The 14,957-nt window shown below is 52.8% G+C and carries 15 protein-coding genes; all 15 read left to right on the top strand.

The annotated features are described in order from the left end of the window. The first annotated feature begins 14 nt into the window (after positions 1–14). The 15 genes from flhB (at position 15) to NST43_RS17240 (ending at position 14,920) form a co-directional block, all read left to right on the top strand. Positions 15–1,109, top strand: a complete 1,095-nt coding sequence (gene flhB, locus NST43_RS17310; RefSeq protein WP_339218306.1) for a flagellar biosynthesis protein FlhB — start codon at positions 15–17, stop codon at positions 1,107–1,109. A gap of 20 nt (positions 1,110–1,129) precedes the next feature. Then, a complete protein-coding gene (flhA, locus tag NST43_RS17305) occupies positions 1,130–3,163 on the top strand; it encodes a flagellar biosynthesis protein FlhA (RefSeq protein WP_339218305.1) in 2,034 nt (677 codons plus the stop codon). Next, positions 3,160–4,578, top strand: a complete 1,419-nt coding sequence (gene flhF / locus NST43_RS17300) for a flagellar biosynthesis protein FlhF (RefSeq protein WP_339218304.1) — start codon at positions 3,160–3,162, stop codon at positions 4,576–4,578. Before flhA ends, flhF begins: the two co-directional genes overlap by 4 nt. Beyond that, a complete protein-coding gene (locus NST43_RS17295; RefSeq protein WP_339218303.1) occupies positions 4,575–5,456 on the top strand; it encodes a MinD/ParA family protein in 882 nt (293 codons plus the stop codon). The genes flhF and NST43_RS17295 overlap by 4 nt, the downstream gene beginning before the upstream one ends. A 35-nt stretch (positions 5,457–5,491) precedes the next feature. Beyond that, on the top strand, positions 5,492–6,880 hold the full coding sequence (locus tag NST43_RS17290) for a chemotaxis response regulator protein-glutamate methylesterase (protein WP_339218302.1): 1,389 nt from the start codon (positions 5,492–5,494) through the stop codon (positions 6,878–6,880). 34 nt (positions 6,881–6,914) lie between these two features. Further along, positions 6,915–9,002, top strand: a complete 2,088-nt coding sequence (locus NST43_RS17285) for a chemotaxis protein CheA (protein WP_209992729.1) — start codon at positions 6,915–6,917, stop codon at positions 9,000–9,002. A gap of 27 nt (positions 9,003–9,029) precedes the next feature. Next, a complete protein-coding gene (locus NST43_RS17280) occupies positions 9,030–9,491 on the top strand; it encodes a chemotaxis protein CheW (RefSeq protein WP_036692546.1) in 462 nt (153 codons plus the stop codon). Between the two features lie 3 nt (positions 9,492–9,494). Then, the gene (locus NST43_RS17275) at positions 9,495–10,121 is read left to right on the top strand and encodes a chemotaxis protein CheC (protein WP_036692548.1); all 627 of its coding nucleotides are present in this window, start codon (positions 9,495–9,497) and stop codon (positions 10,119–10,121) included. Then, the gene (locus NST43_RS17270) at positions 10,114–10,611 is read left to right on the top strand and encodes a chemotaxis protein CheD (protein WP_209992730.1); all 498 of its coding nucleotides are present in this window, start codon (positions 10,114–10,116) and stop codon (positions 10,609–10,611) included. Before NST43_RS17275 ends, NST43_RS17270 begins: the two co-directional genes overlap by 8 nt. 2 nt (positions 10,612–10,613) lie before the next feature. Then, on the top strand, positions 10,614–11,027 hold the full coding sequence (locus tag NST43_RS17265) for a hypothetical protein (protein WP_209992731.1): 414 nt from the start codon (positions 10,614–10,616) through the stop codon (positions 11,025–11,027). Between the two features lie 77 nt (positions 11,028–11,104). Continuing rightward, a complete protein-coding gene (locus NST43_RS17260) occupies positions 11,105–11,893 on the top strand; it encodes a FliA/WhiG family RNA polymerase sigma factor (RefSeq protein WP_339218299.1) in 789 nt (262 codons plus the stop codon). A gap of 30 nt (positions 11,894–11,923) precedes the next feature. Next, positions 11,924–13,327 (top strand): FapA family protein, encoded by a 1,404-nt coding sequence (locus tag NST43_RS17255; RefSeq protein WP_209992733.1) that lies wholly within the window; start codon positions 11,924–11,926, stop codon positions 13,325–13,327. A 69-nt stretch (positions 13,328–13,396) separates the two neighbouring features. Continuing rightward, entirely contained in the window at positions 13,397–13,705 is a 309-nt protein-coding gene (locus NST43_RS17250) for a hypothetical protein (protein ID WP_339218296.1), read from the top strand. A 37-nt stretch (positions 13,706–13,742) separates the two neighbouring features. Further along, complete coding sequence (locus tag NST43_RS17245) at positions 13,743–14,318, top strand: hypothetical protein (protein ID WP_209992735.1); 576 nt, start codon at positions 13,743–13,745, stop codon at positions 14,316–14,318. Further along, positions 14,315–14,920, top strand: coding sequence for a hypothetical protein (locus NST43_RS17240; RefSeq protein ID WP_339218294.1), 606 nt, complete (start codon positions 14,315–14,317; stop codon positions 14,918–14,920). The genes NST43_RS17245 and NST43_RS17240 overlap by 4 nt, the downstream gene beginning before the upstream one ends. Positions 14,921–14,957: the final 37 nt, after the last annotated feature.

Here is a 14,957-nt window from a genome sequence, read left to right as displayed (position 1 = left end):
AAGGAGAGATTGTCTTGGGAAAACAGGCAAGATTCAAATTGGATCTTCAGCTGTTCGGGGGAGATAAGACAGAGAAAGCCACTCCGAAGAAACGGCAGGACGCCCGCAAGAAGGGGCAGGTTGCAAAAAGTGCTGAAATGTCAGGCGCAGTAGTCCTCTTTTCGGCGCTGCTGTCGCTAAGTGTCTTCGGCGGCTTTATGAAAGAACGGTTTATCAAGCTCTATACAGATGTGTTCCAGAACCGGATGATGCTTGAGGTAACACCGGAGAATATCTCCACGTTGTTCAACCAGTACGGGCTGCAGATCCTTATTCTGCTCGCTCCGCTGCTGGGCATCACCTTCCTGCTGGCGCTTGTGGCCAACTTCGCACAGGTAGGCTTTATGGCTACAGGCGAGGGAATTACGCCTAAGTTCAGCAAGATCAACCCCATCAAAGGCTTCAAAAATATTTTTTCCATGCGTTCCGTAGTAGAGTTTCTCAAATCTGTCTTCAAGCTCATCCTGATTGCCTATCTGGTCTACAGTACGCTTTGGGGGCAGAAGGAGAGCTTTGCACGCCTCTCGCATGTCGATGCGGAAGGGGCCTACGCCTTCGTTGCGAAGCTGACCATGAGCCTGGGCATTAAGATTGCAGCGGCTCTATTTATAATGGCTGTACTGGACTATATCTATCAGAAATACGAGCATGAGAAGAGTCTCAAAATGTCCAAGCAGGATATTAAGGATGAATACAAAAAGATGGAGGGCGACCCCATCATCAAAGGCAAGATCAGGGAACGTCAACGCAGAATGGCGATGCAGCGGATGATGCAGGAGGTCCCCAAGGCCGATGTTATCATCACGAATCCGACCCACTTTGCAGTCGCTCTGAAGTATGATGGTTCCACAATGGAGGCTCCTCAGATTATAGCCAAGGGCCAGGATTATGTGGCACTCCGCATCAGGGAGCTGGCGAAGGAGCATAGCGTTGTAACGATGGAGAATAAGCCGCTGGCACGGGCATTGTTCCAGAGAGCGGAGATCGGTGATGTAGTGCCGGCCGATCTGTTCCAGGCAGTTGCCGAAGTGCTGGCCTATGTATACAAGCTTAAGGGCAAGAGGAAATAAGCCGGGGGAGGTTAAGGACATTGAAAGTTAAAGATCTAACAGTTCTACTGGGCATTATCGGCATTGTGCTTATGATGATTCTGCCCATCCCTGTCTGGCTTCTGGATGTACTGCTTATTGTCAATATTTCAATAGCTCTGACCATTATATTGGTCGCAATGAATACCAAGGATCCGTTGCAGTTTTCAATATTTCCTTCACTGCTTCTGATCACTACGCTATTCCGGTTAGCCCTGAACTTGTCCACCACCAAGCTGATCCTGGCCGATGGCCATGCCGGTGAGGTAGTAGCGACCTTCGGAAGCTGGATTGCCAGGGGACAGATCGCCATCGGGTTCATTGTCTTCCTGATTCTGGTTGTGGTTCAATTCATTGTTATCACCAAGGGTTCGGAGCGCGTGGCAGAGGTAGGCGCCCGCTTTACCCTGGACGCGATGCCCGGTAAGCAGATGAGTATTGACGCGGATCTGAATGCGGGGATGATCAATGAGCAGCAGGCAAGGGAACGCCGCCGTAATGTCGAACGTGAGGCGGATTTCTTCGGGTCCATGGATGGTGCGAGTAAGTTCGTCAAAGGGGACGCGATTGCCAGTATTATCATCCTCATCATCAACCTGATCGGCGGCTTCATTATCGGCATGACCGTTCACGGCATGTCGTTCCAGACGGCGCTTTCGACCTACTCTGTCCTGACCATTGGTGACGGACTGGTCAGCCAGATTCCGGCTTTGCTGATCTCCACGGCTTCCGGTCTGATCGTCACGCGGGCGGCTTCGGAGGGCAATCTGGCCGAGGATCTGACCGGACAATTGCTGTCCTATCCTAAGCTTCTCTACATAGTAGCTGCGACGATTGCTTTTCTGGGATTCTTCACCCCGATTACGATCATGTCCACGCTGCCTTTGGCGGGACTGATGGCGTACGCGGCTTACAGTATGGGGCAGAAGGCTAGCAAACAGCTGATTGCCGATGAACAACTGGTCGAGGAGAAACAGATCGAAGAGGTGCGAAGTCCCGAAAGTGTCATCAATCTGCTTACGGTGGACCCGATCGAATTCGAATTTGGTTATGGTCTGATTCCTTTGGCGGATACGGGACAGGGTGGTGACTTGCTCGACAGAATTATCATGATTCGACGGCAATGTGCACTTGAGATGGGACTTGTCGTACCTGTTATTCGTATACGCGACAATATTCAACTAAAACCGAATGAATATGTCATCAAAATTAAAGGAAATAACGTTGGCGGCGGTGAATTATTACTTAATCACTATCTTGCCATGAGTCCCGGTTATGATGACGAGTCGATTAGCGGGATTGAGACTATTGAACCATCCTTTGGTCTGCCCGCCCTATGGATTGATGAGTCGGTGAAGGAACGGGCTGAATTATCCGGTTATACCGTGGTTGACCCGCCTTCCGTTGTAGCCACGCATCTGACCGAGCTGATTAAGCGGCATGGACACGAATTGCTGGGCCGTCAGGAGACGAAGCAGCTGGTCGACAATCTTAGGGAGAATTATCCTGTGCTGGTAGACGAGCTGATCCCTTCCATTCTTGCAGTTGGAGATATTCAGAAGGTACTGGGCAAGCTGCTGCGGGAGAAAATATCGATCCGCGATCTTGTCACTATCTTCGAGACCCTTGCCGATTACGGGACATATACCAAGGACCCTGATATTCTGACTGAATATGTGCGGCAATCCCTCTCCAGACAGATTACCCAGCAGTTCTCGCAGACGGGGGAGACCTTGCGTGTTATTACTGTAGGTCCCGGACTTGAGAAAAAGATATCCGAAAGTGTGCAGCAGACGGAGCAGGGCAGTTATTTGGCACTCGATCCGGTATCTACCCAAACCGTCTATCAGCGGCTTTCGGAGCAGATCAACCGTCTCCTGCAATCCGGCCAGCAGCCGATTGTACTGACCTCACCAACGATTCGCATGTATCTGCGCCAGGTTATTGAGCGAACCATGCAGGATATCCCGGTGTTGTCCTACAGCGAGCTGGAGCCAAACATTGAAATTCAAAGCGTCGGGGTGGTGAACTTATGAGAGTGAAGCGTTATGTGGTCGATACGATGCCTGACGCCATGCATTCGATCCGCAGCGAGCTTGGAAGCGATGCCGTTATTTTAAGCACCAAAGAAATAAAGGTCGGCGGATTCATGGGGATGTTCACGAAAAAGAAGATTGAGGTTGTGGCTGCTGTGGAGAACGGTGCAAAGGCGGCCGCGCAGGAGAAGCTTCCTGCACCGCCGATGAATGTACCGCGAAGTGCAGTGCCAGAGGCCTATCAAAAGGCTGCTTCAGCCGCAGCTCCTCCTCTCCCGCCGCCTGTGACGGTAAGGGATGCGGCAGCAGGCAAGTCGTTTGCCGAGATTGCCGCAGCACTAGCTGATCCGCTGGAGCAGGGCGGAGGTGTCGCTGTGATGCCGCCTTTAGTCAAGACAGAGCCGCTGGATATCCGCTCTGAGGATATTGCAGCAGGTCAGCCGCCTGCACCTCAGCCGGAGGAGAGCCGGAAGAAGCTTGCGGCCATGTATGAATCGCTTACGGCAGAGCAGCCTGAACCTGAGCATACCGCTGCCGCTGAGAGTGATGTCCTGCGGGAGATCCGGGATATGAAGCAATGGATGGAACGTATCGCACGTTATTCCACGGGGGCTGCGGAGCTGCCTGATGCGCTGGAATCCTTACGTAGCCGTCTGATTGACCAGGAGACAGACGCTGTTCTCGTAGAGGAATGGATTGGTTCTGTGCTGGACCGTTACCGGGAAGAAGGAAGCGGCTGGGTTCCGGAACAATTCGAGGAAGTGCTCAGAGAGCAGATTGATAGTTTTCTGGCAGGACGTATAGCCGGCGGTATCGCACCGGATACCCGCATAGTATATATTGCGGGGCCGACAGGCGTAGGCAAGACGACAACGATCGCCAAGCTGGCAGCGGAGCAGCTGTTCAAGCAGGGCCGCAAGGTCGGGCTGATTACCTCGGACACTTACCGGATATCGGCCGTTGAACAGCTTAGAACCTACGCCTCCATTCTCAACATGCCGCTGGAGGTTGTCCAGTCGCCGGGAGATCTGCAGCGGGCCATGTTCCGGCTGGAGAGCTGTGATCTGGTGCTAATGGATACCGCCGGACGCAATTACCGCAATGAAATGCTGGTGGCTGAACTGCAGAGTCTGCTGGCCAAGGAGCTCAAGAGCGAGACCCTGCTGGTGCTGAGCCTGACCTCCAAGAGCCGTGATATGAAAAAGATTGCCGAGCACTTCGGCAGATACCAGCTGGATAAGGTGGTTTTCACGAAGCTGGATGAAACGGGCAGCTATGGTCCGCTGTTCAATCTTCTCAATGATTATCCGCTGAAGCTCTCCTACATTACCAACGGACAGAATGTTCCCGATGATCTTCTTATGGCCACAGGAGAGCAGATTGGCGGGATGCTGCTGGGAACAGGGGGCGGGTGATGGACCAGGCGCAGGCGTTAAGACGGCTGGTCTCCAGCCAGGACACAAGGCAGACTCCCGGAAGCAGTGCCTCGGCCCGGATCATCACTGTATGCAGCGGGAAGGGAGGCGTCGGGAAGTCGAATTTCACCCTTAACTTTGCGCTTGCACTGAAGGCCATGGGACGGAGAGTTCTTCTGTTCGATGCCGATATCGGCATGGCCAATATTGATGTCCTTATGGGTGTCTCATCCAGATATAATCTATACCACCTGCTCAAGCGGGAAGCGGATATCGGACAGATCATTCAGCTCGGACCGCAAGCGTTGCCCTTCATTGCAGGGGGCTCCGGGATGGACGAGCTGTTCAGCCTCTCGGAAGAAGATCTGAATTACTTTACCACACAGATTGCCAGCATTGCCGATACTATGGATTTTATCCTGTTTGATACAGGGGCGGGGTTGTCCAAGGAAACGATGAAATTCATCACCTCTGCGGACGACTGCCTGGTAGTGACCACACCTGAACCTACTGCAATTACAGATGCGTATGCGCTGATGAAGGTTGTTCATAATTCGCACCCGGAGGTCTCGTTCAGGCTGATTGTCAATCAGGCAGGGGATGAACGGGAGGCACGGGCCACCAGTGACAAAATCCGGATGGCGGCCAGCCGGTTCCTGCAGCTTGAGCTTCCCTTCCTCGGTTACATCAGCAGTGATCCGCATGTAGTACAGGCAGTTAAGAAACAAATTCCATTCTCAGTGGCTTTTCCGAACAGTATTGCAGCCAGGGATGTGCAGAGGCTTGCGCAGAGCTATCTGGCTGTGGATTCAGTAGAAACCGCTAAAGTTCAAGGCATCAAGGGCTTCATCAGCAAGTGGTTGAAACGAAACAGATAATTGTTCTGAATTTGAGGGACAGAGGTGGAAAAGCTATGAGGCCATATAAAGTTCTGGTTGTTGATGATTCTGCATTCATGCGCAAGATCATTTCTGATTTAATAGAGAATGATGCCGACTTTCAAGTGACAGCGACGGCGGCCAACGGACGCGAGGCGATTGAGAAAGTTAATGAGCTTCGCCCGGACCTGGTAACAATGGATGTGGAGATGCCTGAGATGAATGGGCTGGAGGCGCTCAAAAGTATCATGGCCCAGCGTCCGCTTCCGGTGATTATGCTGTCGGGCATAAATGAACAGGGCATGAAGGAGACCATTCTGGCCTTGGAGTGGGGGGCTTTCGATTTCATCCGAAAGCCGTCCATTTCAAACTCCCAGGATATCATCGCTGTCGGAGAATCCCTCCGGGAGCAGATGAAAGAGGCAATGCTGGCGCGCGAGCGGCGTGAAGCCCGCGCTTCTGCCGTCAAATCGCCTGAGCCTCCTCCTGCTGCTGAACCGCCTGCTCCGCGGGCTGTAGTGGAACCGGTGAGACGGAAGCTGGAGCCCTCCAAGAAAGAAGCGGATAAGGCGCCGCCTCAGGGCACGGAGAAGCCGAGGGCCAGGGCGCCGTTTGAACCGTCCGCTGACAAACGTAAGCCGGAAACCCGCACTGAGCCGGTGGTTGCAAAGCGAGTGGTGAAGCCTGCGCCTGCAGTACCCAAACCGGCTCCAGACAGGTTCAGAAGCCGGTCCCAGGAGGAGCAGGGCGCCAGATTGCCGGGACTACGGGCGGCTGCTGAGATTGCGGCTGGCTCGTTCATTGAGCCACCTGCAGCATCAGTAGGCCAGACAAGCGGAAGCCGGGGCGTGCGCAAGCTGGTTGCTGTTGGCTGCTCCACCGGAGGTCCGAGAGCGCTGAAAGCGTTCCTGGAGAACATCCCCGGTGATTTCCCGGCACCGATTGTTATTGTCCAGCATATGCCGCCTAACTTCACCAAATCTCTGGCCCAGCGCCTGAATACCTTTAGCGCACTGGAGGTCGCGGAAGCGGAGCACGGTATGGTTCTCCGGCAGGGCGCGGCGTATATTGCCCCCGGGGGATATCACCTGACAGTGGTTCCGGCACCTGGAGGCCAATATGTGATAGAGCTTACTAAGGAAGAAGTCCGCAATGGACATCGTCCTTCTGTAGATACACTGTTTGAATCGGTATTGCAGCTCACCTCGCTGGAACGTCACGCGGTCATTATGACGGGGATGGGCAGCGATGGGGCCCGTATGATGAAAGCACTCTATGATTCCGGGGTGACATCAACCTTTGCAGAGAGTGAAGAAACCTGTGTGGTTTACGGAATGCCGAGGTCTGCAGTAGAGTTGAAGTGTGTAAAACACATCCTGCCTTTGCAAGAAATTGCTCCAAGGCTGGTACAAGCCGTTAAATAATGGAATTGCGAACTCGAAGGGGAGGTACCCGCTCATGGACATGAACCAATACTTATCCATGTTTATTGATGAGTCAAATGATCATCTGCAGTCTTTGAACGAAAGCATGATGGGGCTGGAAGCGAATCCGGAGGATCTGAGTATTGTTCAGGTGATTTTCCGCTCCGCCCATACCTTGAAAGGTATGGCGGCTACAATGGGTTTTGAAGATTTGGCTTCGCTTACGCACCAAATGGAGAATGTACTGGATCTGGTGCGTAATAACAAACTGCGGATGCAGGACTTCATTTTTGATACCCTGTTCAAAAGTATTGACGCTCTGGAATCCATGGTGGAGGATATCACCGGCGGGGGAGCGGGCAAGGCCGATGTAACGGCCATTGTCTCTTCTCTGCAGGCGATCGTTCGCGGAGAAGTCCCTTCTGCCGGTAATGCTTCTGCTGAAGTAACTGCTGCTGCGTCCGGCAATGCCAGTGCGGCCCAGGTGTTCCTGGATGAATTCCAGTACTCGGTGCTGGAGCAATCCCTTCAGGAAGGCCATCAGGTGCTGTATGTCGATGTTGCTATCCGTAAGGATTGTCAGCTCAAAGCCGTACGTGCATATATGGTCTTCGACCTTCTGGAACGTTCAGGAGAAGTTGTCAAATCCTTCCCTTCGGTTCAGGACATAGAGCAGGAGAAATTCGATTACGGATTCTCCCTCTACTACATAACCCAAAAGGATGCAAGTGAAATTCAGAAGATGATTCTGAATTTGTCAGAGATTGATGCGGTTACGGCTGTGGCGCTCGATCAGGAATCACTTCGTCAAATGGGACAAGACAGTGTTGCAGCTACTGCCGAAGCCCCTGCTCCCGCTCCTGTGCAGGAGGCTGCCCCTGTGGCTGCTAATGCTTCCCCTGCAGCTCCTCTACATCCCAAGGAAGAGAACGGCAAAGCTGCTCCGGCCAGGGCAGGAGGTGCACCATCGCCTTCCCGGACCATCCGTGTTGATATTGAGCGGCTGGATGTGCTGATGAATCTGTTCAGCGAGCTGCTTATTGACCGTGTCCGGCTGGAGCAGCTGGCTTCCGAGGTCCAGAACGGGGATCTTACCGAGACAGTCGAGCATATGGGCCGGGTGAGCGGAGATTTGCAGAATATTGTCATGAAGCTGCGCATGGTTCCGGTAGACACCGTATTTAACCGGTTCCCGCGGATGATCCGCGACCTGGCGAAATCGCTGGACAAGAAGGTGGATTTAATTGTCACAGGAGCCGATACTGAGCTTGACCGTACGGTGATTGATGAGATTGGTGATCCGCTTGTGCATCTGCTGCGCAATGCGGTTGACCACGGGATTGAATCTATCGCAGACCGGATCGCTGCCGGGAAGCCGGAGACAGGAACCGTACAGCTTCGGGCGTTCCACAGCGGCAATCATGTCTTCATTGAGATTGAAGAGGATGGCAAGGGCATCTATCCGAAGAATGTACTGGCCTCTGCCGTCAAAAAGGGTGTGATTACCCAAGAGCAGGCGGGCACGATGACAGATGACGAAGCTTACCAGCTGCTCTTCGCGCCTGGCTTCAGTACAGCTGAGGTAATCTCTGACGTATCGGGCCGGGGCGTGGGTCTGGATGTGGTCAAATCCAAAATCTCTTCCCTGGGCGGTAACGTCACCATCTATTCAACACCGGGCAAAGGTACGAATTTCTCCGTTCAGCTTCCGCTGACCCTGTCGATCATCGCAGCGATGCTGGTTCGCCTCGGCTCAGAGAAATATGCCATTCCGCTCTCTTCCATCGTGGAGACAGGAATTGTGAAGCAATCCCAGATCCGTACCATTCACGGCAACCGGATGCTGGAGTTCCGGGGCAGCCATATTCCGCTGGTCTCCCTGAGCAAGATCTTCTCCATTCCGGACTATGATGAAAGCACGGAAGAGGAAACGGAGATCGTGGTAGTCCGTAAAGGAGAGCGGCTGGTTGCCCTGGCTGTGCAGGACTTCATTGGACAGAACGAAATTGTAATCAAGAATCTCGGCAAGTATCTGCCTGATGTGCAGGGGATTTCAGGAGCCACGATTCTTGGAGATGGACAGGTAGCGCTCATTATCGATCCGAATGCTTTTATCAAATAATCAGGTTAGAACAGGGAGGTTCATTCCATGGCTGAAGATATCAAAGTAATTGTATTCAAGCTTGGCACTGAAGAATACGGCATAGAAGTAGAGAAGGTCCAGACGATTGAACGCATGATGCCGATTACCCGCGTACCGAAGACCTATTCATTTATCAAAGGTGTGATCAATCTGCGCGGCGTCGTGATTCCGGTTATCGATCTGCGCGGACGCTTCGGCATCGAGGAAGCAGAGCACACCGACCAGACCCGGATCATCATTGTCAATGTGAATGAGATGGAAGTGGGCTTCATTGTCGATTCAGCCAACGATGTCATCGACTTGAACCGTGACATTATTGATGTACCGCCGGATGTTGTGGGCGGCATCAAGGCGAAGTATCTGGACGGGGTGGCCAAAATAGGAGATGACCGTCTGCTGATTATGCTTAACCTGTCCGAAGTGCTCAACAAGAGTGAAATCGTGCAATTGGAAAGCCTGGAGGGCTAGCCTATGGAGCTTTTCAAGAACTTCAAGGATTTTAAGATGGATGTGCTCAAGGAAGTCGGGAATATTGGAGCCGGCAATGCGGCCACTGCCTTGTCCCAGCTGCTCAATAAGCCGATCGACATGGCGGTTCCGAAGGTACAGCTGCTCAGCTTCGAGGAGATCACTGATAAGGTGGGCGGAGCGGAGGAGCTGGTGTATGCGGTGTTCCTGCGTGTGGAGGGTGAAGCTCCGGGCAACCTGTTCTTTATTCTTACTCCGGAAGCGGCCAGCAGCCTGCTCAGCCGGATTGCCGGCATTGAAGTCTCCGGCGGCGATGAGCTGAGTGAGATGGAGTTATCCGCATTAAGCGAGATCGGCAATATTTTGGCCGGCTCCTACCTCTCTTCCCTGGCGGACTTCACCTCCCTGTCCATGTATCCGACAGTGCCGGCACTGGCGATGGATATGGCCGGAGCCATTCTTGGCTATGGGCTGCTGCAATTCGGTCAGATGGGCGATGATGCACTGCTGATTGATACGACTTTTTTAGAAGGCCAAAATGAAATTGAAGGACAATTCTTCCTTATTCCCGATCCGGAATCGTTCCCCAAAATATTCAAGGCTTTAGGAGTACCGTTCGACAATGATTGAAGAGCAGAGCATCATTAAAGTAGGTATGGCGGATTTGAACGTAGGCAGCCAGGACAGTCTTATTCGTACGACCGGTCTGGGCTCCTGCGTAGGTCTGACTCTGTTTGATCCCGGTAAAAAGCTGGCGGGGATGGCTCATGTGATGCTGCCCTCGTCAGAGATTGCCCGGGAGGGACAGCTGAATATTGCCAAATTCGCAGATACTGCTGTACCTGAGCTTTTGGCCCGCCTGCTGGGGCTGGGGGCGGTTAGAAGCCGGATTGTGGCCAAGATGGCCGGAGGCTCGCAGATGTTTGCTTTTGCCGGAGGGAGTGACACCATGAGGATCGGGCCTCGAAATGTGGAATCCTGCAAGCTTGCTCTGGACAATCTTCATATTCCGCTTATCGCGGAGGACACAGGCGGCAATTATGGGCGCACGATAGAAATCTCCTGCAGCACCGGAGTGATTTTTATCCGCAGCGTTCAAAAAGGCCAGAAGGAAATTTAGCCATGAGCAGGAAACTATTACTGAATATTGTGGCCGGACTAATCGGATTTGTACTAACCTTCCTAGCGAATAACGGACAGAACCTGCTAGGGACCAGCCTGATTCGGGGCATGTACGGATTTATTATCTGGTTTGTGCTTGCTTTCTTCCTGAGATGGGTATTGGGTTTTATTACCGCAAAAGAAGAATCCTCAGACCCGGAAGCCGGGTTGTTCGATAACGGAGAGTCCCTTGGCGCCAAGCTTGATATTAGTACACCTGATGAGGATCAGGAGCTCAAGGACCTGCTAACCCCTAAACGGGAGGCGGCAAGCGAAGAGCTCGGGGGGTTCACACCTTTGCAGCCTCCGAAGCTAGTCTCTATGAAAGATCCAGAAGAATTGGCCAAGGCCGTTCGTCACCTGAAAGAAGAATAAGCGAGTGCTGCGGCGAAAGTCCGTCATCTTGCGCCGCATGATGCCCGCTGACTAAACTTTGGGAAGGGTGAAAGCCGTTGAACGAGCGTAAAGCAGCTCAGTCGGATACAGACCTGCTTTGGGAGCAGTGGAAAGAGCACGGCGATCCTGAAGCCAAAAAAAAACTGATTGAGAGTTATCTCCATATTGTTGATTACGTATCCAGCCGTCTGGCAGTAGGGCTGCCCAAAAATGTCTCCAAGGACGATTTGGCCAGCAACGGTGTAATGGGACTTATTGATGCCATCGAAAAATTCGACTACAAGCGGGGGCTTCAATTCCAGACCTATGCATCCTGGCGGGTAAGAGGAGCAATCCTTGATTCTCTGCGGCAAAGTGACTGGGTTCCCAGATCCGTACGCGAAAAAGCGAAAAAAATTGAGGAAGCCTACCAGCAGCTGGAACAGAAGTATTTGAGATCGGTAAGTGACGATGAAATGAGCCAGTATCTGAATATTTCGGAAACGGAGTTTCAGACGATGCTGCAGGATGTTGCGGTAATGTCGCTCTGTTCATTGGAAGATCCTATACGTGAAGAAGAATCAGAGACACGAATGTCCATATTGGTAGATGACAAGGCCAAGAATCCGGACCGTAAAGTGAATGAGTTCTACCTGCGGGATACGCTAACCAAAGGCATCGAGAAATTAACAGTGAAAGAACGGACCGTCGTGTCCCTTTTATATTATGAGGATTTATCTTTAAGCGAGATCGCGGAAGTGATGTCCCTGTCTCCTTCGCGAATCTCCCAGCTTCATTCCAAAGCTATTTTGCGGCTAAGAGGAACACTTGAGAAGAACCGGGACCTTCTAATGCAAAATGATTAACCGGGTGACGGTGACAAGGGGGAGCAGAAATTGATCGGTCAATATGTATTGAGCCAATACCTGAGCGTTACTTTTTCGGAGGATAAGGGGATTGCTTACCTTCAGTTCACCAAGAAGGATGAGAATTTCACCTGTTCGGTCGAGGACCTTGAGAGCTTCCTGTTCAGTCACAATATTCGTTTCGGCATCCAGCATGATATTGTAACGCGGATCAGCAGTAACCCGGAAGAATACTTCTGGAACAGAGTGCCCATCGCGATTGGACAGCCTCCTGTCAACGGTAAGGATGGCCGTGTGGTGCTGACCGTTGATATGGAAGAGGACCGCAAGCCTCTCGAGAAAGAGGATGGCAAGGTAGATTACAAAGAGTTGGTCCGGCTGCATAATGTAAGGAAGGGCCAGCTTATTGCCAGGGTTATTCTGGCGGAGAATGGTGTGAGCGGCAAGATGGTGACAGGGGAGGAGCTTCCATTCCGGGCAGGGAAAGAGGCTCACTTCAAGGTAGGCAAGAATGTGGTGGTGGATCAGGAAGAGACCTCCATGTATTCTGCGATCGACGGATTGGTTACGCTGACAGACAAAGGTAAGATCAATGTATTTCCGGTGTTTGAAATCAACGGGGATGTGGACTACAGTACAGGCAATATTGATTTCGTGGGCACGGTCGTCATCCGCGGCAATGTGCTCACCGGCTTCACCGTCAAATCCGCAGGAGATATCCGGGTGGTCGGCGGGGTAGAGGGAGCTGAACTGATATCGGGCGGGTCCATCGAGATTACCGGCGGCATCATCGGATATAATAAAGGCCTCGTAAGCGCCGGCAAAAATGTCAAGGTCTCGTTCATCCAGGATGGCAATGTTGTGGCCGGGGAAGATATTATAGTCTCCCAAAGCATCATGCATTCCAGCATCCGGGCAGGCCATGATGTGCTGTGCAACGGCGCCAAGGGCTTAATTGTTGGCGGAATTGTGCAGGCAGGCGAGCGGGTGATTGCCCGCACCATCGGCAATACCATGTCTACAGCTACAGCGATTGAGGTGGGCGTTGTTCCCGAGCTGAGGAATGAGATTAATGAACTGCGCCAGGAGCTGCGGCAGCTTCTCGAGAATGAGGACAAGACCAATAAGGCGCTATATCTGCTTAATCAACTGGCGACCAATGGCCAGCTATCACCGGATAAGGTGGCGCTTCGCGTCAAGCTTAATGCAACCAAGCAATCTCATATGCGTGATGAAAAGAGAATCAAAGAGCGTGTGCTGGAGATCGAACGCATGCTGGAGGATACCGGCAGAGCCAGGGTTGATGTCGTCAAGACGATCTATGGAGGCTCCAAGATCGTGATCGGCAGATACACCCGGTTCGTTAAGGACCCGACAGAGCGGGTATCCTTCGTCTATAGTGAAGGGGACATATCCATAATACCTTACGTGTAATCAGGCGGGCAGCCGTGGCGGCCTGCCATTCCTTGATTCTGAAACCATTGAGTGGAGAAGAGGGATCTTATGAGTCTGAAACCGGTGGAACTGCAAATTGCACTGCCCCGTACGCATGATGCGGGCAAAGTTCAGAATAACCTTCAGCAGCGTCCTGCACTCGACCAGCAGCAATTGGCAGGCCAGAATGTGAAGCATAGCCAGGAAATCTCGCTGCGCAGCACAGAGGTTGATGAGTCTGCCGAATCGGCGCTGCGGGACGGCGGCAAGGGAAGCAGCCCCAGGAGTCAGTCTGATTCGCGCAAGCAGGACAAGCAGGAGAACACCCATGATGCCGAGCATCCCTATAAGGGACACCGTATAGATTTCAGTCTTTGATTTTGACCAGAATTAAACGCAGAAGGAGATTACACACTTGGAACCATGGGTATACATCGTGCTGGTAGGCGTAGTCGCAATCGTATATGCCCTACGGCTGCCGGCCAGGGCGGGCAGGGAAGACTCGGAGGAGAAGAAGAGCCTGAAGGAGACAGAGGCTGCTCTGGAGCTCTACATGGCCGATATTGAGCATGAGAACTCTGAGCTGCTGAAGCTGGTGGGCAGTATTAAGACACAGTCACAGAGCAATAAGACAGCCCTCCAGGACGAGATTGGTCTATTGCGGGAGCAGGTGGGCGAGCTGCAAAAGAGCCTGCTGCTCATGGATGCCCGGCTGACTGCAGAGGAGAAAGGGCTGCTCCAGCTGGCAGCGACCTTCTCGCGGGAAGGTTCGTCTGCTCGCGGGGAGAAGTCCCAGGGAGGGGAGACTTCGGTTCCGGCAGAAGCTCCTGTTAAGCAGAAGACGGTCAGCTCCATTAAGCTGCGGTATCCGCGTCTGTTCGAGCTGCATGAGCAGGGGAAATCGATAGATTCTATCGCCAAGACCGCCGGTCTGCAGCGGGGCGAGGTACAGCTTATTCTGCAGCTGGCAATGCAGGAGGAATCGGTATGATGAAGAACCGATTCTTTATGCAGGGATTAGGTGTCGGATTGATTGCTGGCGCGTTGCTGCTACAGCTGATGATAGCTGGCAGGGCGGCGCCGTTAACCAAAGAAGAGCTTATCCGGCAAGCAACCCGCCTGAATCTGACCCTTGTAGACCCGGCGGAAGCTTCTGCTACACCATCGCCGGAGGAAGGGGCCGAGGCCCCGGCTTCCCAGGCGGCAGCCAAGCCAGCTGCAACTCCAGCTTCTACGCCTGCAATCCCGCCCAAGCCGGCTGCCACGCCAAGCGCTGCAGCGACTCCGGGCAAGCCCTCAGCTCCTGCGCAGCCGCAGAGCACCGCAGAGCCTGTTACCAAGGCTCCGGTTACACCTGGTGCGCCTGCGGTTGCTGTGAACGGGGTGATCTCTCTAAGGATTCCTACTGGTATTACCCTTGCCCAGACGGCCGATCTGCTTGCGGAGGCCGGGGTGATAGAGGATAAGAACAAGTTTCTCCAGACGGCGAACAGCCGTAAGGTGAACACTATCATTCAATACGGCAGCTATAACTTCACCAAGGGAGAGAGCATCAACTCCGTTATTGATAAGCTGATTACTGTGAAAAAGTAATCGTTGCATAGGCGATTTTAATATGTTATAGTAATTG

The sequence above is a fragment of the Paenibacillus sp. FSL H8-0332 genome, assembly GCF_037963835.1.
Taxonomy (GTDB): Bacteria; Bacillota; Bacilli; order Paenibacillales; family Paenibacillaceae; genus Paenibacillus_AQ; species Paenibacillus_AQ rhizoplanae.
The sequence above is the reverse complement of the archived record's forward strand: the minus strand, read 5'-3'. Positions and strand labels throughout refer to the sequence as shown.